The organism is uncultured Hyphomicrobium sp. (assembly GCF_902826555.1).
In the GTDB taxonomy this organism is placed as follows: Bacteria; Pseudomonadota; Alphaproteobacteria; order Rhizobiales; family Hyphomicrobiaceae; genus Hyphomicrobium_C.
In genome coordinates, this window is the sequence record NZ_CADEFI010000001.1 from 115,864 (window position 1) to 136,149 (window position 20,286).

The window sequence follows — 20,286 nt, forward strand, 5'->3', positions numbered from 1 at the left end:
ATCATATACGGCGCTTCGGCCCAGTGCCAAGGTCGCAAATCCGGACCTATCCGGCTTTCCGCCGGACGGACCGGCGCGCGCAGGATGCGCTTGCCAGGAGGGAAACATGGACGTCGTTGCCAAGCACAAGGCGTTGTCGCGCATGCTGTTCATCGATGGGGCCTTCGCGGCGAGCGAGGGCTCGGCTTTTCCCGTCATCAATCCGGCGACCGAGGAAGAGATCGGCGCGGTCGCGGAAGCCACCGAGCGCGAGATCGAGGCGGCGATCCAGTTTGCAGCCGCTGCCCAGAAGGCGTGGTGGGCGATGTCCGGCGCCGAGCGTGCCGACATCATGCACGAGGTGACGCGGACCACGCGCGGCATGTCTGCAGTGCTTGCCGAGTCGCTCACGCGCGAGCAAGGCAAGACCTACAAGGAGGCCATGGACGAGATCGGCTGGTGCGCCAGCGCCATGAGCTACTACGCCGAGATCAGCCGTCAGGAGGGAGGCCGCGTACATGGGCCGTCGGCGCCGGGGCAGCTGCATCTGACGATCAAGGAGCCGCTTGGCATCGTGGCGGCGATCATCCCGTTCAACTACCCGTACCTCCTCCTGTTCTGGGAGGTGGCGGCCGCGGTCGGGGCGGGCAATGCCGTCATCATCAAGCCGTCCGATTACACGTCGTTGTCGACGCTCTTGCTCATGGAGGCGTTTTCGGCACTGCCTGCAGGTCTCGTGCAGTGTGTGACGGGCCGCGGCGACGCCGGCCGGCGTCTTGTCGAGCATGATCGCATCGACGGGGTGGCGTTCACGGGAAGCCTCAGGACGGCGCAATCGGTTGCGCAGGCGTGCGCGCGTACGTTCAAGCCGGCGCTGATCGAGGCGTCCGGCAACGATCCCTTCATCGTCATGCCGTCGGCGCCGGTCGACATCGCGGCGCGCGGCGTCGCGTTCGCGAGCTTTCTCAACGCGGGGCAAGTCTGCACCTCCGCCGAGCGGATCTACGTGCACGAGGCGATGCATGACGCGTTTGTCGAACGTATCGCCGGCATCGCGGCAAGCCTCAGGATCGGCAATGGGCTGGACAAGGTCGACGTGGGTCCGATGGTGTCCGCGCGTGAGCGCGACCGCTACGAGGGGATCCTGGCGAAAGCCATCATGCAGGGTGCCAAGGTCGCGCACGGCGGCGGAAGACCCAAAGGGCTCAACCGCGGTTGGTTCGCCGACGCCACCGTGCTCACGGGTGTCACGCCGGAGATGGACATCGTCAACGACGAGTCCTTCGGACCGGTGGCCCCGATCGTGAAAGTGAGAGACCTCGACGAGGCGATCGAGCTCGCGAACCGGTCGCGCTTCGGGCTCGGCGCCAACATCTATACCAAGGATCTCGCCGAGAGCATGCGCGCCGTCAACGAAATCCAGTCCGGCATGGTGTGGGTGAACGTGCCGCTGCTCGACAACGATGCGGTGCCGTTCGGCGGTCGCAAGCTCTCGGGGATCGGGCGCGAGCTCGGCATTGAGGGGCTCGATCAGTTCCGTCACACCAAGATGGTGCTCATCGATCCGGAGATTCGCGAGCAACAGGGCTGGTTCCCGTACGCCGACGCCGAGGCGTGGCAGGGTGGCCTGTCCACCACATCGGGATGAGGGCTCGGATGTCGGGACGCGTCTACGACGCCGACATCTACGTATTCGGGACCACGCCGGAGACCTATTGGACGGCGACTGCGGCCGAGGGCCCGGATGACGCTGCGCCTCGTCTCGAAACGGATCTCAGCGTCGATGTGGCGGTGATCGGCGGGGGGTACGCGGGGCTTTCCGCCGCCCACCAGCTCGCGAGCCGTCATGGGCGCCGCGTGGCCGTGCTGGAGGCCGGTGCGGGCATCGGCTGGGGCGCGTCGGGCCTCAACGCCGGTTTCGTTTCCATGGGAGGCTCCAAGCTTTCCACGGCCGAGATGGTGCGCCGAGTCGGGGAAGAGGAGACGCGACGCTATTGGGCGACACAGGCTAGGGCCGTCGAGGATGTTCGCGCCTTCATCGCCGATCATGCGCCCGATTGCGATCCTGTGGGCGACGGCAATCTCTGCGTGGCGCATCATCGAAGCGTCGCGCCCGTGCTTGCGGAGGAGGCCGAGACATTAAGTCAGCGCTTCGGCGTCGCGGCGGAATTCATCGGCGCGGATCGGTTTCGCCGAGAGATGCATGACGGGCCCGAGACGCACGGTGCGCTGCGTCTCAAGCCGGGATTTGCCATGCATCCGCTGCGTCTCGTGCGTGCGCTCTCGCGCGCCGCCAAGGCCAACGGGGCGCAGGTGTTCTCCGCAACTCCGGTCGTCACCTGGATCCGCGAAGGTCGTCACCATCGGCTCGAGACGGATATGGGCGCGTGCGTGCGCGCGGAGCGGGTCATTGTTGCGGCCAACGGCTATATGCCCAACGGGCTTCATCGCAGTGTCGCCTTCCGCAGCCTGCCCGCCATCTCGAGCATTATCGTAACGCAGGCCTACGGCGCAGAGGAGCTCGAGCGCCGAGGATTCCGGACGACGACGCCGATCTACAATTCCCGCGGACTGCTTTCGTATTATCGGCGGCTTCCCGATGGGCGCATTCTGTTCGGCGGCCGGGGTGACACGCAGGGAACGTCGGTCGCGCGGGCGAAGAAGGCCGCTGAAACGCTCAAATGCCTGACGCACACGCTGCCAGCCTTCGCGGATGCCGAGATCGCGTTTGCATGGCGCGGCCTCGTCTCGCTGACGGCACGGCGCAGCCTTGCGGTCGGGCTCGATCCCGACGACGCGAGCGTCGCGTTTGCGTTCGGTTGCCATGGATCGGGAACGGCTACGATGCCGTGGGCCGGTCGTCTCGCTGCCGATCTCGCAGTTGGTGCGGCGCGCGAGACCGATGTGCCAACGCTTTTCCGCGGACTGCCACCGCGGCTTCCGCCGTCCAATATTTTGCTGAGATGGGGTCTCAGGGCGGCGTATGGCGTCTACGCGTTGCGGGATGCACTGCACATGTAAGGCGCCGCTGTAGAAGCCACGCCCGCGCATTTTCTCATTGCAAAGACGAATTGGCGCGCGCGCCGCAATAGCGCTGCAAAGGATGAAATCATTCGAGGAGAATGGGCGTTTTAAAGCCGGGCCTCGCGATGAAAATCGTCGAAGAATGTCCGCGCAATATCCGTGTTTATACGGATGTGTTTCTCCGTTTTATCGGTGCCGTGTCGGTTGTGATTTTTCTCTTTACCTTCGGTTTAAAGTCTACAAATGCAACGATGGCTCCCGGCGGGCCGTCGTGTGAAAACGCCATTTAAGCAATCCTTTGCGCCGCCTCATGCGGCTTGTCGTGTTCCATTTTGTTGTTGCTTGAGGGCATCCTTACGGAATGCCGCTGCTGCCCAACGCGGCCCGAATTGTTGACGTCCGTGGTTGAGTATATTTCTCTCGGTGCTGCTTGGGGTTTGCGTTGTCTCACTGCAGCAATTGCCCCTGCATTTTTTCGGCGGCCCTTTTTCTCAAGGGTTTTTTGTGGGGGATAGTTATGACGTCTGCGCGCGATCCTGCCGTTTTTAGGCATTGCCCGAACCTTGCTCCGAACAGCGCTTGCTCTTCCGAAGGAGGCGACGCCCGCTGGGACGCCGGATCGACGAAACTTCTGACGGCGTTCGCCATGCTGGCCGCCAGCCCCGCGACGGTGGCGCAGGCGCAGCAGGCTGCAGAGCCGGCCGACGATCTCCCGCCTCTGGTGGTCGAGACGACGGCAAAAAAGAAGAAGCAGGGCGTTGCGGCCAAGAAGAAGGCTCAGCCTTCAAGCCCCGTTCCGCAGGCTCCGGCTCCGGAGCCCGTCGCCGAGCGTTCGGCGGAGCCGCCGCTGCCCGGTCAGGCCGGTCCCGTTGCGCCCGGCGAGTTCAAGGCTGACTATTCTGCATCGAACAAGCTGACCGGACCGCTGCTCGATACGCCGCAGACGGTGACCGTTATTCCAGGCACGATCATCAGCGAGCGGGGTGCAACCAACCTCACGCAGGCGCTGCGCAATACCCCGGGCATCACGTTCGATGCCGGTGAAAACGGATTCGCGACGAGCACCAACAACTTCAACCTGCGCGGCTTCGGTACCAGCGGCAGCATCTTCACCGATGGCGTGCGCAGCTCGGGCAGCTTCGCGCGCGACATGTTCAATGTCGAGCAGGTCGAGGTCTTCAAGGGTGCGGCCGCGGACAACGGGCGTGGCGCCGCTTCCGGATATATCAACATCATCACCAAGACGCCGCAGCAGGAGAACTTCGTCCGCGGCGAGGCGAGCGTGACGTTCGATGAGCACGGAACCGATCCGCTCTTCCGCTCGACGATCGACGTGAACCAGCAGGTCGGCACCGTCGCGGTGCGCATGAACGGCATGTACGAGGACGGCGGCGTGATGGGCCGCGACATCGCCGAGCTTGAAGCTTATGGCCTCGCGCCGTCGATTGCATTCGGCCTCGGAACCGAGACGCGCGCTATCTTCTCCTACGAGCGTCTGAAGCGAGATGACGTTCCGGATTGGGGCGTGCTCGGGTATTCCGTGAAGGGGTTGCCGCTCCATGACAGGTTCAACGTCAATACGTCCCGCACCAACTACTACGGGCTGGTTTCGGATTACGACGACGTTGAAGGCGACCGGGTCATGGCTCGCCTCGAACACGATATCTCGAAAGACTTCACGATCACCAATCAGACGGTCTGGGATCGGTCGAGCCGCGATTCACGCTATGTGATCCCGACGGGCGTCAACGCGGGCCTCACCACGGCCACGACGCAGCTGCAGTACTACGATCGCGTGAACGAGATCTTCAGCAACCAGACCAACCTCGCCGGCACGTTCGTCACCGGTGCGTTCAAGCACACCATCACGACGGGCGTCGAATACACGCGCGAGACGTCGGATGCGAACAGCTTGCCGACGATCACCAACCCACCTGGTGGTGCTGGCGCAATTGTCGCTGACCTATTCGACCCCGATCCGCGTCGAACCGGGCCGATTCCTGGTGTTTCTCAAGGGTCGAACTCGGTCGATATCGAGACGGTCGCCGTCTACTTCTACGATACGATCACCCTGACGCGTCAGCTCGAGCTCTCGGGCGGCCTCAGGCTCGAGCACTACAACGTGGACATCCGGAGCGTTGACCAGAACGGCGGAGGTGTCGGCTTCGGCGGTACCGGGCTTTTCGACGACAGCGAGACGACCCTCGGCGGAAAGATCGGACTTGCCTACAAGCCGGTGGAAGAAGGTACGATCTACGCTGCGTACGGCGTTTCGACGTTGCCGCCCGGATCGTACATGTCCAATCCCGACATCTCGCGTACTGCAGGCCAGGCGTTCCCCGGATTCGTGGAAGGTGCCGATCCGATCGAGATCCACAACTACGAAGTCGGCGTGAAGTGGGACTGGCTTGGCGGTAAGCTTTCGACGACAGCCGCGGCCTTCCAGACCGAAAAGCGCGACATCGCCTACGGCGGAAACGATCGCTATCCGGGCATCGCCTATGGCGAACAGCGCGTGCAGGGCATCGAGCTTGGCATCGCCGGAAACATCACCAGCCGCCTCAAGGCGTTCGGTGGCGCTCTGTGGCTCGACAGCGAACGCCGCCACGGCAGCGAAGTGGACAAAGCTGTGATGGCGGAAAATGCGACGAACGCAAATCCGCAAGGCGACTACGAGCGCGGCAGCACCGCTGCGACGAGCACTATCAATCCCGAATGGCAGGCCGCAAATCCGACCGGCGTGACGTCGACAGACGGTGAAGAGCTGTCCGGCGTGCCGAATTTCTCGGCTGCGCTCTGGTTGACCTACGACGTGACGGACAAGCTGACCTTCGGCGGTGGCGTTCAGTACGTTGGCTCCACGTTCTTCGGCCGCCCGGACGATGCCCTGCGCATCATTCCGAACGGTAAGTACGGCGAGCTGCCAAGCTACTTCCTGGTCAACCTGATGGTCTCGTATGATCTGACGGACAATATCGATCTGCAGTTCAACGTCGACAACGTGTTCGACGAGGACTACGCGGTGTCGGCAAACTGGCAGGGAACGCGTGCGACGCTGGGGGCGCCCCGGACCTTCCGCGTCGGTACCAGCTTCGATTTCTGACTTCGATAGTTAACAATCTGGACATCGCCGCCGGGCGCGTGCTTGTACCGCGCCGGCGGCAAGGGTAAGGACAGGATTGCCGGGCTCGCCCCGGCAATTCGCGTTTCTGGAGTTAACGATGCTGGTCACCATTCCCGACGTGCTCAAGGCTGACGAGGTGGCGCATCTCCGCCGCGTGCTGGAAAGCACGGAGTGGGTGGACGGGCGCGTCACCGCGGGCGATCAGGCGGTCAAGGTGAAGAAAAACCTGCAGGTGCCCATCGATTCTCCAGTGGCGCAGGAGCTGGGCCAGATCGTGCTCCGGGCACTTGCCGCCAATCCGAAGTTCATGACGGCGACGCTGCCGCTCAGGGTGCTGCCGCCGATGTTCAACCGCTACGATGAGGGGATGACGTTTGGCGCACACGTCGACGGGTCCATCCGCGCAATTCCGGGCACGGGGCAGCGGCTTCGCACGGACGTGTCATCGACGCTGTTCCTGACGCCGCCCGAGGACTACGATGGGGGCGAACTGGTGGTGCACGACACCTACGGCACGCACACGGTGAAGCTTCCGGCCGGGCACATGGTCGTCTATCCGGCCACCAGCATGCACAGTGTGACGCCCGTGACGCGGGGCAGCCGGTGGGCGTCGTTCTTCTGGACGCAATCCATGGTCAAGGACGATTGGCAGCGGCACATGCTCTACGATCTCGACCTTTCGATCATGAGCATCCGTTCTCGGCTGCCGGATGACGATGCCGCCGTGGTGGGGCTCACTGCGCACTATCACAACCTGCTTCGGCAATGGGCGGAGACCTGAGCCCGTGGAAACCGGCGCTCCGAGCCCCGTCTCGCTTGCGGACTACGAGCGCCTGGCGGAGCAACGTCTCGACGCCAACGCCTGGGCCTATTTCGCCGGTGGCTCGGCGGACGAGATCACGCTGCGCTGGAACCGCGAGAGCTTCGACAGGATCGCCGTATCGCCGCGCGTGCTCAATGGCGGGCCCGGCGGACATACGCGCCTCAGCCTTTTAGGACAGCGCTACGAGCATCCGATCTTCGTGGCGCCGGTCGCCTACCAGAAACTCGCGCACGCGGATGGGGAGCGCGCAACAGCGGCCGCCGCCGAGGCGCAGGATGCCTGCATGGTGCTTTCGACGCAGGCGAGCGTCAGTCTCGAGGACGCTGCCGATGCCGGGGCCTCGTGCCGTTGGTTTCAGCTCTATGTGCAGCCGGTGCGCGAGGCGACGCTGTCGCTGGTGCGACGCGCGGAGGCCGCCGGATACGAGGTGCTGGTGGTGACGGTCGACGCGCCGATCAACGGCGTGCGCAATCGCGAGCATCGCGCCGGGTTCAGCCTGCCCGTCGGGATCGTCGCCGAGAACCTCAAGGACATCGGCGGGCCGGCGGTGGAGTTGGCGCGCGGTCAGAGCGCGGTGTTCGACCGGTTCATGGCTGTCGCGCCGACATGGGACGACATCGTCTGGCTCAGCGCGGAGACTCGGCTTCCCATCGTGGTGAAGGGCATCCTGTCGGCGGAGGATGCAGTGCGTGCGGCGGATGCGGGGGTGGCCGGCATCATCGTCTCCAACCACGGCGGACGCACGCTCGATACGCTTCCGGCGACGATCGATGTGCTGCCGGGCATCGTGTCGGCGGTCGCGGGGCGCGTTCCGGTGCTGCTCGACGGCGGCATCCGGCGCGGCACGGATGTCTTGAAGGCGCTCGCGCTCGGCGCGCAGGCGGTGCTGGTGGGACGGCCGATCATCTATGGGCTGGCGGTGAACGGCGCCTATGGCGTGGCGCACGTGCTGCGTCTGCTGCGCGATGAGCTCGAAGTCGCCATGGCGCTCTCGGGGTGTCGCACGCTGGCGGATGTCGGTCCGCATCTTGTGATCGGCGGGCGTCGCGGCTAGGCGTTCAGGGCGCCGTCTGGGAGCTGTCGAGCCGGGCGCCGCCATACGTGCGCGCGAGTGCGTCGGCGAGGGGGCAGGCTCGCGCGAGATCATCGAGGCTGCGGCAGGAGAGACTGTTGCGGGCCGAGACCGAAATCAGCCCTTTGGAGCGCATGCGCGACACAATGCGCGAGACGGTGTCGGCGTTGAGCGCCAGATGGTCGGCGATGTCGGTGCGCGACATGGGCATTTCGAACTCGATACCCGCCGGCGTGTGTCTGCCGGTCCGAAGCGCCAGCTCCATCATCAACGCCGCGACCCTCTCGTCTCCCGTCAGGCTGCCGATGACGGCGTTATGGAGCGCGAGGCGCGCGGCCTTTTCGGCGAGCCTGTCGGTAATCATGCGAGCAAGGCTCGCGTCCATTTCCTGCAGCTCCTGAACGTCGGAGCCGCGCAGGCGCCATATCTCGCCCGAGTCCGAGGCGGCCGTGATCTCGGTGCGATCGAGCGCGGGTATCGCGAGCGCGTGAGCGATGTCGCCCGGATAGAGAATACCGAGGATGTTGCGATGCGAGTCGGGAATTGCCGCGCGACTGAGGAAGAGACCTTTGCGGATCAGGAAGAGCGTCTCGTCGGGCGCGCCGGCAAGTGCAATTCGCTGGTGCCTGCGCGTTGCGATGCGCGTCGCGCGTTGCGCGAGCTCATCCAAGGCGACGCCGGGGGCGTTTGTCATCGTTGCGACCAAGCGGATCCTGCTCATCTCGAGATCTCTCGCTTGCAATCCCTTCGACGCAGCGGACCGCTCGCGCCTTGACCGTGATCAAATCGACGTCGAGATCCCATGCGCGCCAACGCCGCGGGCTTTTTTGACACTGGTCAACGGTTCCGTGTCGTGCGCGCAACTCTCCGTACGGAATGGATTTCCGCCTGATCTGCATCAGGCAGCGTCTTCATTTGCCGCTTAAGCCGCGCGTGCGACGCAGCGCATGGTGACCGCCAGTTCAATCTGCCGGCGCGTCGATGCATGGCCGGCAACGATCACTCCGAAAGGACGCGACAGATGACGGGCAAGACTTTTTCGCGACTGCGCACTCAGGTGTTGGCCACTGCGCTCGCGGTGACGATGGGTGCGGCGGGGCCGGCGCTCGCAGGGGACAGCAACGGGAATTTTCAGATCAAGGTCGGCATCTCGGGCGTCTGGACCGATGACGAGACGAACAGCCTCGTGACGTCGGCCGGCGTCGACCTTCTGGCCGCGGGCGCGAGCGCGTCGACGGACGACATGACGCTTCCGACGCTGACGCTCACGTATTTCTTCAACCGCAACGTGGCCGTCGAGCTCTTTTGCTGCTTCGGTCAGACCAGCATCGTGGGCGAGGGGCTCATCAGCGGCCAAGGCGAAATCGCCGAGACGTGGATGTTTCCGCCGATCCTGACGCTGCAGTACCATTTCGACGGGCTGGGCCCCCTTCGCCCGTACGTCGGCGCCGGCGTGGAGTGGATCCACTATTTCGATACCAAGCCGGGCAGCAACGGGCTGGGCGCGGTTGCCGTGGACCTCGACGACAGCTTCGGTTTCGCTTTGCAGGCGGGCGTCGATTTCGACCTTGGCGGGGGATGGTCGCTGGGCCTCGACGTGAAGAAGGTCTGGGAGGACACCGACGTGACCTGGAGGTTCGCCGACGGCAGCCGCATCACGGCCGAGCACGACATCGATCCGCTGATTGCCACCGCCAACCTCGGCTATCGGTTCAATATCGAGGACCTGCTCGGCCGGCGCGAAGCGGCGCCTCTGAAGTAGGGCGCACTCAACCGCGTCGAGCTGTTACGTCCACAAGGGCCTGGCGAAAGCCGGGCCCTTCTCATGCCGCGGAGGGTCACTCGGAGCGATCGTCGGTGACGCTTCCAATTCCTGGATCCGGAACAGTCGCGGACGTGCGAACAAACAGGATCGTGCCGTCCGCGCGCTGCACCTTCATGTAGTCGGTGAACCCTTCGCCGACGTGCGGCACGTCGAGCAACCTTTCGCCGGAATAAAGGACCGTGCATCCCGAAGGAGGAGCCGTTGCGTCCATCTCCAGCGGTGGTCTCGCCTCAAGCTCGATCAGCGTCTGGCGATCCCGGCACCCGAGAGTGCCGGACGACTTGACCATCCAGACTTCGGCGCGCGCGCAAAAGGACGAGGCCAACAAGGCAACGGCTGCAATCGTTCGGCGCAACATCGACCATCATCCTCTCTATGCTTGTCCGGACCGCGTCGGGACCGATCATCCGTTGCAGGACCGATGCTTGGGAAGCCCTCCTGGCAGAGCCTCCGTCGACGCCCGGATGCAACACGTGTCGCGGGTTCGCGGCTCTCGTCTATACGCAACGATATAAAATTACATTTATTTTCCTTTGGTTGGTCGGTGGCACGCCGGTTGCGTGGTGCGGGTGGAAGCGCGGCTGCTTGAGATCGCGCTGTCATAAAAGCACTGGAGGAACTCCCATGACGAGGACAGGCGGTCGCCGTCCGGCGACGGCGACCAGACTATTGCTGTGTGCGGCATTGCTCGCGCCGCCCAGCGTGCTCTACGCACAGGATGCCGAACCGCCCTTGGGCATCGATACGTTGGAGGCGACGTTCAAATGGCGTCCCAACTACGTCAGCGACGACATGCTCAAGAATGCCGACAAGGACGCCAACAATTGGCTCAATTACGGCAAGGGCTACGATCACCAGAGGTATAGCCAGCTCACGCAGATCAACCGAACGAACATCAAGAAGCTGGTCCCGCTCTGGAACTTGTCGTTCGGGGTCAACGACGCGCAAGACAGCCAGGTGCTTTCGGTCAACGGCACGCTCTACGTCACGTCCAGCCAGAACAAGGTCTTTGCCGTCGAAGGATCGACGGGGCGCATTCTGTGGAAGTACGAGCATCCGCTCCCCGCGGACATCGGCCCGTTCCTATGCTGCGAGGCGATCAACCGCGGTGTCGCCGTCTACAAGGATAAGGTCTACATGGCGACGCTCGACACCCAGGTGGTGGCGCTGAACGCGTGGAGCGGCAAGGAGGAATGGAAGGTCAAGCTCGGCGATTACACGAGCGGTGACATCTATACGTCGGCTCCGTTGGTCGCCGATGGCAAGGTCATCGTCGGCAATTCGGGCGGCGATCTCGGCGGCAACGCCGGCCGCATCACCGCGCTCGATCCGGCGACGGGCAAGAAAGTCTGGGAACAGTTCACGCGCCCGACGAGCCCCGACCATCCGCAAGCCAAAACGTGGGGCAACAATTCGTGGGAGAACGGCGGCGCATCGGCGTGGCTCACGGGCTCCTACGAGCCTTCGACCAAGACTCTGTTCTGGGGCGGCGGCAATCCGGCTCCGGACTTCGATCGTCACAGCCGTCCCGGCGACAATCTCTACAGCGACTCGACCATCGCGATGAATGTCGAGACCGGCGAGATCAAATATCACTTCCAGTACACGCCGAACGATGCCTGGGATTATTCGGGCAACAACGAAGCGATTTTGCTCGACGACGAGCAGGGCCGCAAGGTGTGGCTGCACGGCGATCGCAACGGGCACCTCTATTCGATCGACCGCACCAACGGCAAATGCAACTGGGTGGTGCCGATTGCGCGCGTCAACTGGGTCACCAGCTTCGGAGAGAACTGCCGGCCGAACGTCAACCCGGAGAAGGTGCCGGTCAAGGGACGCCTCGTCACCGACATCGCGCCGGTGCTCGACGGCGGCAAGGAATGGCATCCCGCCACCTACAGCCCGAAGACAAAGCTGATCTACATTCCGTTCATCGACAGCTCGATGAACATCGAGCTCAAGGACCAGAAGTTCGAACGCGGCAAGTGGTTCCTTCGCTCCAAGGTGCTGTCGGTCAATCCCTACACGGGCGGACTCAAGGCCTTCAACGCCACCTCCGGCGAATTGGTCTGGACCAAACCGCAAAGCTTCCCGGCCACGAGCGGTCTCGTCAGCACGGCGGGCGGACTTGTCTTCTCGGGTGACGCGGAGGGCTACTTCAGCGCCGTTGCAGACGATACCGGCGAGGAGATGTGGCGCTTCAACGTCGGAACCGGCATCCACGGCAACCCCACGACCTTCACGGTCAACGGCAAGCAGGTCGTCGCCATCGTTTACGGTCCGGGTGGCGGAAGCTTGTGGCCGCTCGCCTACGCCGAGTTCATGAAGACCCACAATCGTGGCGGTGGCGTCATGCTGTTCGGGCTTCCCGAGTAAAACCAGAACCGGTGCCGGTCCCGCCCACGGGCGGGACCGGACGCGAAACGCAGAGCACCTGCTCGAAACTTACGAACATCGGATCCATCACATGCCCAGAATTCTCGTCCTCCATCGCCTGCTAGCGGTTGGAGTCGTCGCTGCTTTTGCGTGCCTCGCGGCGACCGTGGAGACCGGCAACGTTTCTGCAATGTCCTCCGGACAGTCGCAGCCCGGCGCACCGAAAGCGTCCACGAATCCGTTTGCCGGAGACCGCGCCGCGCTCACGGAAGGGGCGGACCTGTTCGGGCGCAACTGCCAGCAATGCCACAGCACGCGCGGCATCGGCGGAAAATGCCCTCAGCTCATCCACGGCGCCTGGGGCCCCGAAGGGGCGAACTCGGACGAGCTGATGTTTCGAACCATCTCGGAAGGACGGGCCAACACGCAGATGGGCGCGTTCAAGGACGCGCTGACGAGCGATGAAATCTGGAAGATCGTCGCCTATCTGAGATATGAAGCTCAGCGTTACGCGCAGCAGAGGAAGGACGACGACGAGGACTCCACGCGCCGCTGATTGTCGTCGCGGTTGTCATTCACGGGCGGTCCGTTCAGCCTTTGCAGACTTTGGCCGTGGCACTGCAGGTCCAGAGGGTGCCGTCGCTCCTGCACTTGTAGGCAGGCTTGGAGATGCGATCGGTCTCGAAGGGCCAGTTGCCCGTCACCTGGCGAATGATCAGGAAGGATTCGTACTCGGCGAAGCCGCGCGTGATGCCGGTCGCCGAGCCATGCTTGGTGACGCAGGATTCGGCGTGTGCGGTGGGCATTTGCAGCGTCAGGGCCGCAAGCAGTGCGGCTGCGACGGCGGCCGGACATGCAACTTTATGCATCACTTCGCGTGACGGCATGGCCTTACTCCCCCGTTCCGTCGTTGCATGGGCTACTATGACGCGGAAAAAGCCATCCGCCAACGGCTCCGGCGTCCTTCCGGTGTTGAATTTGCCCTTGCCGCCCGGCACCATAGCGACATGAGCAGAACCGGCTTCTATTCGGGGTCCTTCGATCCCGTCACACTCGGGCATACGGACATCATCGCACGGGCCGCCCGGCTCGTGGATCGGTTGGTGATCGGCATCGGCGTGCATCCGGCAAAGGCGCCGATGTTCTCCGACGGCGAGCGCGTAGATATGCTCGAAGCCGAGACGCGCGCCGTTGCCGCCTCCGCCGGGATCGGCATCGAGGTGGTGACGTTCTCGGATCTTGCGGTGTCGGCGGCGCAGCGCCACGGCGCCAGCGTGATCTTCCGCGGGCTCAGGGACGGGACGGATTTCGATTATGAGATGCAGATGGCCAACATGAACGGCCAGATGGCTCCGTCCGTGCAGACCGTGTTCGTCGCCGCTTCGCCCGAGGTCCGGCATATCGCTGCCAATCTCGTCCGGCAGATTGCGCTGATGGGGGGCGATGTGACGCCCTTCGTCTCAAAAGGGGTGGCGCTCAGGCTTGCGACCAAGGCCAAATCCAAGGCGAAGCGGTAGGCGGCCCGGTTGCCGCGCCCGCGGCAAAGGTTCATAACCTCGGCCTTGGAATGGACACGGGGCCGGGTGATGCACGGGTGGGCCGTCCGTTCGCATGGCAACAAACAATAGAACCGGGGAAACGATCGTGGGCAGAAGCCTTTTCACCACCAATCGCAGCGGGGCTTTCCGCTGGGGAGCGCGGGGGCTGGCCGCGATGGCCGTGGCCGCTGTTTTCGCGGCCGTTTTCGTGAGCGCGCAGATTTGTGCGCCGTCGCGCGCGTTGGCCGACGATGCCGCGAACACGGTGATCATCGAACTCAAGTCCGGGAAGGTGAAGATCAAGCTGCTGCCCGACAAAGCTCCCAAGCATGTCGAGCGGGTGAAGAAGCTGGTTTCGGAAGGTTTCTACAATGGCATCACCTTCCATCGCGTGATCCCGGGCTTCATGGCGCAGACCGGCGACCCCACCGGGACCGGGACGGGAGGATCGCCTTATCCCGACCTTCCGGCCGAATTCAATGACGTGCCGTTCAAGCGCGGCACCATCGGCGCGGCGCGCACGATGGATCCGAACAGCGCCAACAGCCAGTTTTTCATCTGTTTCGCTGACGCGTCGCATCTGACGGGTCAGTACACGGTGTGGGGCGAGGTGGTGGACGGCATGCAGTACGTCGACCAGATCGCCCAGGGCGAGCCTCCGGCCAAGCCCGACGTGATCGTGAAAATGTACATGGCTGCCGACGGCGCGGGGCAGTAGGCGTTCGCATGGCGGTATGGATCACGCGACTGGCGGCTCTCGTCCTGGCCTGCAGCCTCGCGGCGTGCGGTCCGTCGAACGCGCCGAATTTGAATGCCAACGTCTCGACTCCGCCGCCCAACGCAAACGATCCCGCGAACATGGTGGTCTTGGAGCTCAAGACGGGCAAGGTGACGATCCGGCTGAGGCCGGATCTGGCTCCGAAGCATGTGGAACGGTTCAAGATGCTGGTGAACGAGGGCTTCTACAACGGGCTCAAGTGGCACCGCGTGATCCCGGGCTTCATGGCGCAGACCGGCGATCCGAAGGGCAACGGCAGCGGCGGGTCGAAGTATCCGGATCTGCCCGCCGAGTTCACGCCTACTCCGTTCGAGCGAGGGACGGTCGGGGCGGCGCGCTCGGGGAGCCCCAACAGCGCCAACAGCCAGTTCTTCATCTGCTTTACGCACACGCCAAGTCTCAACGGCGATTATACCGTGTTTGGTCAAGTGGTTGACGGCATGCCACTTGTCGATCAGATCGCCAAGGGCGAGCCGCCGCCGACCCCGGATACCATCATAAAAATGTACATGGCGCCGGCGGTGCCCTAACCCCACATCTTTCATTGCGGCGTCCGTAGCCCGGGCCAATGAAGCCCCGGGCGCGTCTTTCCGTTCAACTCACTGGAGCTTACCCACATGGCCGACATCAAGGATCCCGAGAACACGCTCATCATCGAGACGACGAAAGGCCGTGTGGTCATCGCGCTGCGCCCGGACCTGGCGCCGAACCACGTTGCGCGCATCAAGCAGCTGGCGCGCGAGGGGTTCTATGACGGCATCGTGTTCCATCGCGTGATCGATGGCTTCATGGCGCAGACAGGCTGCCCCAACGGCTCGGGTACGGGCGGCTCGAAACTTCCGAACCTCAAGGCGGAGTTCAACGCCGAGCCGCACGTGCGTGGCGTGTGCTCCATGGCGCGTGCGGCCTCTCCCGATAGCGCCAACAGCCAGTTCTTCATTGTGTTCGACGATGCGACGTTCCTCGACCGCAAGTACACGGTATGGGGGCAGGTGATCGAGGGCATGGACAACGTCGACAAGATCAAGCGCGGCGAGCCGGTGCAGAACCCGGATCGGATGACCTCGGTCAAAGTCGCCGCAGACGTCGCCTAGAACGTCGCTCGAAAGCTCGGAGGTGAGCGCATGTCGTTGCAGGCAGCCGCACTCAGCACGGTCGCGTTCGTGGTGGGCGCCCTGCTCTCCATTCAGGCGCCGATCAACGCCATGGCGGGGGCGAGGCTTGGGCATCCTCTCGGAGGGGCGTTGCTGTCCTTTGTCGTCGGGACGCTCTTTCTCGCCGTCGTGACGATGCTGCTCGCGCGCAGCGAGGTGGCCTGGGGGAACGTCGCTTCGCTTTCCCCGGTGCTTTGGCTCGGCGGTGTGCTGGGCGCCATCTACATCACGGCCGCCATCGTTCTTACGCCGACGATTGGAGTCGGCGCGCTCATCGCGTTGACCATCGCCGGGCAGGTGACGGCGAGCCTGGTGCTCGATCACTATGGCGTGCTCGAACTCGCTACGCGTGAGATCACGATGGGGCGTGCCGCCGGTGCGGTGCTCGTGGTCGTGGGCGCACTCATGGTGCGGTTTTTCTAGCCGGGAAGGGCGAGCAGCGATGATCGGGTCATGGGGCTTGTGGAATGTGGGTGTCGCCGGGCTTGTCGGTGCGGCGGGCGTGGCGCTGGCCGCCGTGGCGGCGCATCGCGTCGCCGATCCGTCGCTCGCGACGGCGGCTCTGTTTCTGATCCTGCATGCCGGTGCGGCCGTCGCGCTGTCGGCGATTGCCGGCGGCTCGCCGTGGCCGGCGGCTTTTCTTGCGGCCGCTTCGCTGATGCTCTTTGCCGTGGCCCTGTTTTCGGGCGACGTGGCAGTGCGCGTGCTCGCGGAAGGCCGGCTTTTCCCGATGGCGGCGCCGACCGGGGGATCGCTTTTGATCCTGGCGTGGCTGGTCGCCGGCGTTGCCGGGATCGTCTCCGCCCTCAAAGGCGGCTGACAGGCTCGCGCCGTCGTCGTCTTACTGCACTGCGGGACAGGTCGATTGAGTTTGCGGCCAGGAAGACTACGCTGCTGTCAGTCCAGCCTGAGTCGCTGCGCCCGCAAACCGCGCGGCATGAGCTGCAGGTAATGGCGTCCCAATAAAAGTGTTGGTGGTTGTTTTGGCTCGCGTTTCGGCGCCGAGCTGCGCGCTCGGCGAATTGCAACCCATCCCGCTTGGGGGAAGACGACATGGAAATGCTGAATACCACGAAGTCCTGGATCGCCGGCCTGACGGAAGTCGGCCTGATGCTCATCGGACTGGCTATCGTCGCGTCGCTTTTGGCCGGCGGAACGGTGCCGTTCTTCGACGGCGTCGTCGCCAATATCGTCAATCTCGTGAAGGAGCTGGGAACGAACGGCCTCGTCGGCCTGATCGCTCTCGGCTTCATCCTCTGGCTGTTCTCGAAGCGCACGATCGCCTGAAATCAAAGGGAGGGCGCGGGATCGCATCCCGCGCCGACCGTGTCATGCCGGATATCATCGACACCATCCGCAAGGTGGGGTGGCTTGCCGTCGAGGCGGGGCTGCTCGTCGTCATTCTTTGCGTGCTGCTCAACATCATTCTGGGGCCCGCCAGCAGCGGAGACTTCGTCGCCGCCGTGGCGGCCAACGCAAATACGTTCTTGCAGGGGCTTCCGGCGGGGACCGTCACCGGTCTCGTGCTGATTTTCCTTGCTTACTGGATTGTGACGCGCCGCGGGGCCGTGCTCTAGGTCGGACCTTTGTCCGCTGCCCGGTAGGAACTTTTTCTACGCTGCCGATTCACGCCGCGCCCGGTAGGAGGCGCGACGATCGGAGCGATTATCGTCTAGAGAGGCGGGGCCATCGGCGGCATACTGCAGCCGGCATAAATGTAGATCACCCACTTTGGCGGTGGCCCGGACGGCCCGGCCGGAGGGTCGATCTGGGGTTCCGGCTCGTCCTCGGGCGGCGGCACGGGCTCCCGGGTCGGATCGGGCCTCATCGGCTCCGGCGGCTTGTGCGGATCGGGATCCATCGGCGATCGCGTCGGTTTGCCGGGGCCGGGCTCGGCCCTGCTCGGTCGGTTGCTCTGCATTCACCATAAACGCTCTCTTGTCGCAGGGGTTCCGTCGCCGCCCCTGTTGGGGCTAAGAGAGCGCCCATGCGTACCGACCTTTTCGACTTCGAGCTGCCCGAGGACCGTATCGCGCTCACGCCGGCCGAGCCGCGCGATGCGGCACGGCTGCTTGTGGTCGATCCGAACGCCCGTGCGGAGCGTGGCTCCGCCGCTCCTTTGGTGCATGGCTCCGCCATGACGCCGGCCCTTGCCGACAAGACCGTGCGCGATGTCGTCGGTCTGCTGCGTCCCGGTGATGCGCTGGTGCTCAACGATACGCGCGTGATCGCGGCGGCGCTCGAAGGCGTGCGGGTGCGCGGCGAGCTGCGATCGCGCGTTGCCTTCAACCTGCTGAAGCGCGTCGACCAGAGCCGCTGGCGGGCGCTGGCGCGGCCGGCGAAGCGGCTTCAGGCCGGGGACCGCGTGCGGTTCGGCTCCGAGGCCGAGGGGATGGCGTGTCTCTTGAGCGCGCTCGACGCGACGGTGACTGAGCGGCTCGATGCGGGCGAGGTGGAGCTTGCCTTCGATCTCGCGGGGCCGGACCTCGACCAGGCGATCGCGGCGATCGGCGAGATGCCGCTGCCGCCCTATATCGCCGGGCGGCGTGCCCCCGATGCCAAGGATCGCACGCGCTATCAGACCGTCTATGCGGCACACGACGGGGCCGTGGCCGCTCCGACTGCGGGACTGCATTTCACGCCTGAGCTCTTTGCCGCTCTCGAGGCGCGAGGCGTTTCGCGCCACTTCGTGACGCTGCACGTGGGGGCGGGCACGTTTCTTCCAGTGAAGGCCGACGACACGAGCGAGCACAAGATGCACGCGGAGTGGGGGGAGATCTCCGAGGAAACGACGCGTGCGCTCAATGCGGCACGGGCGGCCGGCGGGCGTATCGTCGCCGTCGGAACGACGTCGCTGCGCATCCTCGAAAGCGCCGCGACGGCCGATGGCACGGTGCAGCCTTTCGCGGGCGAGACGTCGATCTTCATCACCCCCGGCTATCGTTTCCGCGCCGTCGACGTGTTGATGACCAATTTTCATTTGCCGCGCTCGACGCTGTTCATGCTGGTGTCGGCGTTTGCGGGGCTGCAGACGATGAAAGACGCTTATGCGCATGCGGTTGCATCGGGCTACAGATTTTATTCCTACGGCGATGCGTCGCTCTTGTTCAAAAGCCAATGACCGAGGAGACCGCTCATGGATGAGGATCTGGAGACGATGGACCGTGCAACGCTGATCGCCGAGGTGCGTAAGCTGCGCGCCGGCATTCGCGAGCACCGGGACAGCTCCGGGCACGATCTCTGTTGGCATCATCCGGCTCTCTGGGGCCTGCTGCCGGAAAAGATCGAGGCCGCCATCGCCGTGCCGCCCTGGGACAGGTTCATGCGCGGTTGCGTCCACTATCGGGCGTCGCTCGACCGGCAACGGCCCGATGCGTCCGTTCACGACAAGGAATTCGATGGCTGAGACCGAGACGTTTCAATACCGCCTCATCAAACAGGACGGGAGCGCGCGCCGCGGCGAGATCCTGACGCCGCGCGGGAGCATCCGAACGCCGGCGTTCATGCCGGTCGGCACGGTGGCGACCGTGAAGGCGCTCTATCCGGAGCAGGTTCGCGACGCGGGCGCCGACATCCTGCTCGGCAACACCTATCATCTGATGCTGCGGCCGGGAGCAGAGCGCGTCGCCAAGCTCGGCGGGCTGCATCGGTTCATGCGCTGGGAGAAGCCGATCCTCACGGATTCCGGCGGCTTCCAGGTCATGAGCCTGTCCAAAATCCGCAAGATCACCGAGGAAGGCGCGCTGTTCCAGTCGCATCTCGACGGCTCGCGGCACATGCTGACGCCGGAACGCTCGATCGAGATTCAGTGCCTGCTCGGTTCCGACATTCAAATGCAATTCGACGAATGCATCGAGCTGCCGGCAGAGCGGCGCGACGTGGAACGGGCGATGGAGCTGTCGCTGCGCTGGGCGGAGCGCTCGCGGCAGGCGTTTCTCCTGCAGCGCGCCAGCGGCGGCGCGGGGCCGGGCCAGGCGCTGTTCGGCATCGTGCAGGGGGGCACGGACGCCGGGCTCAGGCGGCGCTCGGCGGAGGCCCTGGTGGCGATGGACCTCGAGGGCTATGCGGTCGGGGGGCTCGCTGTCGGCGAAGGGCACGAGCTGATGCTTGCCACGCTGGAAGCAACGCTGCCGTTCCTGCCCCAAGGGAAGCCGCGCTACCTCATGGGCGTCGGTACGCCGCTGGATCTCATCGAGTCGGTGCGGCGGGGCATCGACATGTTCGATTGCGTGTTGCCGACGCGGAACGGCCGGCACGGGCTCGCCTATACCTGGGCCGGACCCGTCAATCTGCGCAACGCCGTCCATGCCGACGATCCGGCGCCGCTCGATCCTGAAAGCACGTGCGCTGGGGCGCGGGACTATTGCCGCGCCTATCTGCATCACCTGATCCGGTCCGGCGAGTACCTCGGCGCCATGATCCTGTCGTGGGTCAACACGGTATTCTATCAGGATCTGATGGCCGCCATGCGTGCGGCGATCGAACAGGGCCGTTTCGACGCCTGGGCCGCCGAGACGAAAGCGCGGATTGCGGGCAAGGCGGCGCGCGACGCCTCCTCCCCTTCACCCTGACCCTCTCCCCGAGAGGGGTAGT

General features: G+C 64.5%; 22 protein-coding genes. 19 read left to right on the forward strand and 3 right to left on the reverse strand.

The annotated features are described in order from the left end of the window. Positions 1 to 106 precede the first annotated feature (106 nt). From QZV93_RS00525 to QZV93_RS00545, 5 genes are all read left to right on the forward strand, one after another. Positions 107 to 1,627 carry an aldehyde dehydrogenase family protein gene (locus QZV93_RS00525; protein WP_295555059.1) on the forward strand — a complete coding sequence of 507 codons (1,521 nt, stop codon included), beginning with the start codon at positions 107 to 109 and terminating at the stop codon, positions 1,625 to 1,627. A gap of 8 nt (positions 1,628 to 1,635) precedes the next feature. Further along, a complete protein-coding gene (locus QZV93_RS00530) occupies positions 1,636 to 3,000 on the forward strand; it encodes an FAD-dependent oxidoreductase (protein WP_295555061.1) in 1,365 nt (454 codons plus the stop codon). A gap of 520 nt (positions 3,001 to 3,520) precedes the next feature. After that, positions 3,521 to 6,106, forward strand: coding sequence for a TonB-dependent receptor (locus tag QZV93_RS00535; RefSeq protein ID WP_295555063.1), 2,586 nt, complete (start codon positions 3,521 to 3,523; stop codon positions 6,104 to 6,106). 118 nt (positions 6,107 to 6,224) lie between these two features. Next, a complete protein-coding gene (locus QZV93_RS00540; RefSeq protein ID WP_295555064.1) occupies positions 6,225 to 6,908 on the forward strand; it encodes a Fe2+-dependent dioxygenase in 684 nt (227 codons plus the stop codon). A 4-nt stretch (positions 6,909 to 6,912) separates the two neighbouring features. Continuing rightward, complete coding sequence (locus QZV93_RS00545) at positions 6,913 to 8,004, forward strand: alpha-hydroxy acid oxidase (RefSeq protein WP_295555066.1); 1,092 nt, start codon at positions 6,913 to 6,915, stop codon at positions 8,002 to 8,004. A 4-nt stretch (positions 8,005 to 8,008) separates the two neighbouring features. Here QZV93_RS00545 and QZV93_RS00550 read toward each other — a convergent pair whose 3' ends face one another. Beyond that, complete coding sequence (locus tag QZV93_RS00550) at positions 8,009 to 8,716, reverse strand: Crp/Fnr family transcriptional regulator (protein WP_295555068.1); 708 nt, start codon at positions 8,714 to 8,716, stop codon at positions 8,009 to 8,011. 327 nt (positions 8,717 to 9,043) lie between these two features. Here QZV93_RS00550 and QZV93_RS00555 point away from each other — a divergent pair, with 327 nt between their 5' ends. Continuing rightward, positions 9,044 to 9,784, forward strand: a complete 741-nt coding sequence (locus QZV93_RS00555) for an OmpW family outer membrane protein (RefSeq protein ID WP_295555070.1) — start codon at positions 9,044 to 9,046, stop codon at positions 9,782 to 9,784. A gap of 76 nt (positions 9,785 to 9,860) precedes the next feature. Here the strand turns inward: QZV93_RS00555 and QZV93_RS00560 are convergent, their stop codons facing one another. After that, positions 9,861 to 10,205 (reverse strand): hypothetical protein, encoded by a 345-nt coding sequence (locus QZV93_RS00560; protein ID WP_295555072.1) that lies wholly within the window; start codon positions 10,203 to 10,205, stop codon positions 9,861 to 9,863. A gap of 266 nt (positions 10,206 to 10,471) precedes the next feature. Between QZV93_RS00560 and QZV93_RS00565 the strand changes: the two genes are divergently transcribed. Beyond that, positions 10,472 to 12,223 (forward strand): PQQ-dependent dehydrogenase, methanol/ethanol family, encoded by a 1,752-nt coding sequence (locus QZV93_RS00565; protein WP_295555073.1) that lies wholly within the window; start codon positions 10,472 to 10,474, stop codon positions 12,221 to 12,223. Between the two features lie 91 nt (positions 12,224 to 12,314). Beyond that, a complete protein-coding gene (locus QZV93_RS00570; protein ID WP_295555074.1) occupies positions 12,315 to 12,779 on the forward strand; it encodes a c-type cytochrome in 465 nt (154 codons plus the stop codon). Positions 12,780 to 12,813: 34 nt separating this feature from the next. Here QZV93_RS00570 and QZV93_RS00575 read toward each other — a convergent pair whose 3' ends face one another. Continuing rightward, positions 12,814 to 13,110: a hypothetical protein gene (locus QZV93_RS00575; protein WP_295555075.1), complete on the reverse strand. Its 297-nt coding sequence runs from the start codon at positions 13,108 to 13,110 to the stop codon at positions 12,814 to 12,816. A 120-nt stretch (positions 13,111 to 13,230) separates the two neighbouring features. Here QZV93_RS00575 and coaD point away from each other — a divergent pair, with 120 nt between their 5' ends. From coaD to tgt, 11 genes are all read left to right on the forward strand, one after another. Beyond that, positions 13,231 to 13,740, forward strand: a complete 510-nt coding sequence (gene coaD / locus QZV93_RS00580; RefSeq protein ID WP_295555076.1) for a pantetheine-phosphate adenylyltransferase — start codon at positions 13,231 to 13,233, stop codon at positions 13,738 to 13,740. A 196-nt stretch (positions 13,741 to 13,936) separates the two neighbouring features. Beyond that, the gene (locus QZV93_RS00585) at positions 13,937 to 14,479 is read left to right on the forward strand and encodes a peptidylprolyl isomerase (RefSeq protein ID WP_295555343.1); all 543 of its coding nucleotides are present in this window, start codon (positions 13,937 to 13,939) and stop codon (positions 14,477 to 14,479) included. Positions 14,480 to 14,487: 8 nt separating this feature from the next. Next, positions 14,488 to 15,069 (forward strand): peptidylprolyl isomerase, encoded by a 582-nt coding sequence (locus QZV93_RS00590; protein ID WP_295555077.1) that lies wholly within the window; start codon positions 14,488 to 14,490, stop codon positions 15,067 to 15,069. Positions 15,070 to 15,156: 87 nt separating this feature from the next. Continuing rightward, positions 15,157 to 15,633 (forward strand): peptidylprolyl isomerase, encoded by a 477-nt coding sequence (locus QZV93_RS00595; protein WP_295555079.1) that lies wholly within the window; start codon positions 15,157 to 15,159, stop codon positions 15,631 to 15,633. Positions 15,634 to 15,663: 30 nt separating this feature from the next. Further along, positions 15,664 to 16,116, forward strand: a complete 453-nt coding sequence (locus QZV93_RS00600) for a DMT family transporter (protein WP_295555081.1) — start codon at positions 15,664 to 15,666, stop codon at positions 16,114 to 16,116. A gap of 19 nt (positions 16,117 to 16,135) precedes the next feature. Next, positions 16,136 to 16,513, forward strand: a complete 378-nt coding sequence (locus QZV93_RS00605) for a DUF423 domain-containing protein (RefSeq protein ID WP_295555082.1) — start codon at positions 16,136 to 16,138, stop codon at positions 16,511 to 16,513. A 233-nt stretch (positions 16,514 to 16,746) separates the two neighbouring features. Beyond that, a complete protein-coding gene (locus QZV93_RS00610) occupies positions 16,747 to 16,980 on the forward strand; it encodes a hypothetical protein (protein WP_295555084.1) in 234 nt (77 codons plus the stop codon). Between the two features lie 44 nt (positions 16,981 to 17,024). Then, positions 17,025 to 17,270: a hypothetical protein gene (locus QZV93_RS00615; RefSeq protein ID WP_295555085.1), complete on the forward strand. Its 246-nt coding sequence runs from the start codon at positions 17,025 to 17,027 to the stop codon at positions 17,268 to 17,270. A gap of 410 nt (positions 17,271 to 17,680) precedes the next feature. After that, entirely contained in the window at positions 17,681 to 18,814 is a 1,134-nt protein-coding gene (gene queA / locus QZV93_RS00620; protein ID WP_295555086.1) for a tRNA preQ1(34) S-adenosylmethionine ribosyltransferase-isomerase QueA, read from the forward strand. Positions 18,815 to 18,829: 15 nt separating this feature from the next. Continuing rightward, a complete protein-coding gene (locus tag QZV93_RS00625; RefSeq protein WP_295555088.1) occupies positions 18,830 to 19,099 on the forward strand; it encodes a hypothetical protein in 270 nt (89 codons plus the stop codon). Next, on the forward strand, positions 19,092 to 20,264 hold the full coding sequence (tgt, locus tag QZV93_RS00630) for a tRNA guanosine(34) transglycosylase Tgt (RefSeq protein WP_295555090.1): 1,173 nt from the start codon (positions 19,092 to 19,094) through the stop codon (positions 20,262 to 20,264). Before QZV93_RS00625 ends, tgt begins: the two co-directional genes overlap by 8 nt. Positions 20,265 to 20,286 lie beyond the last annotated feature (22 nt).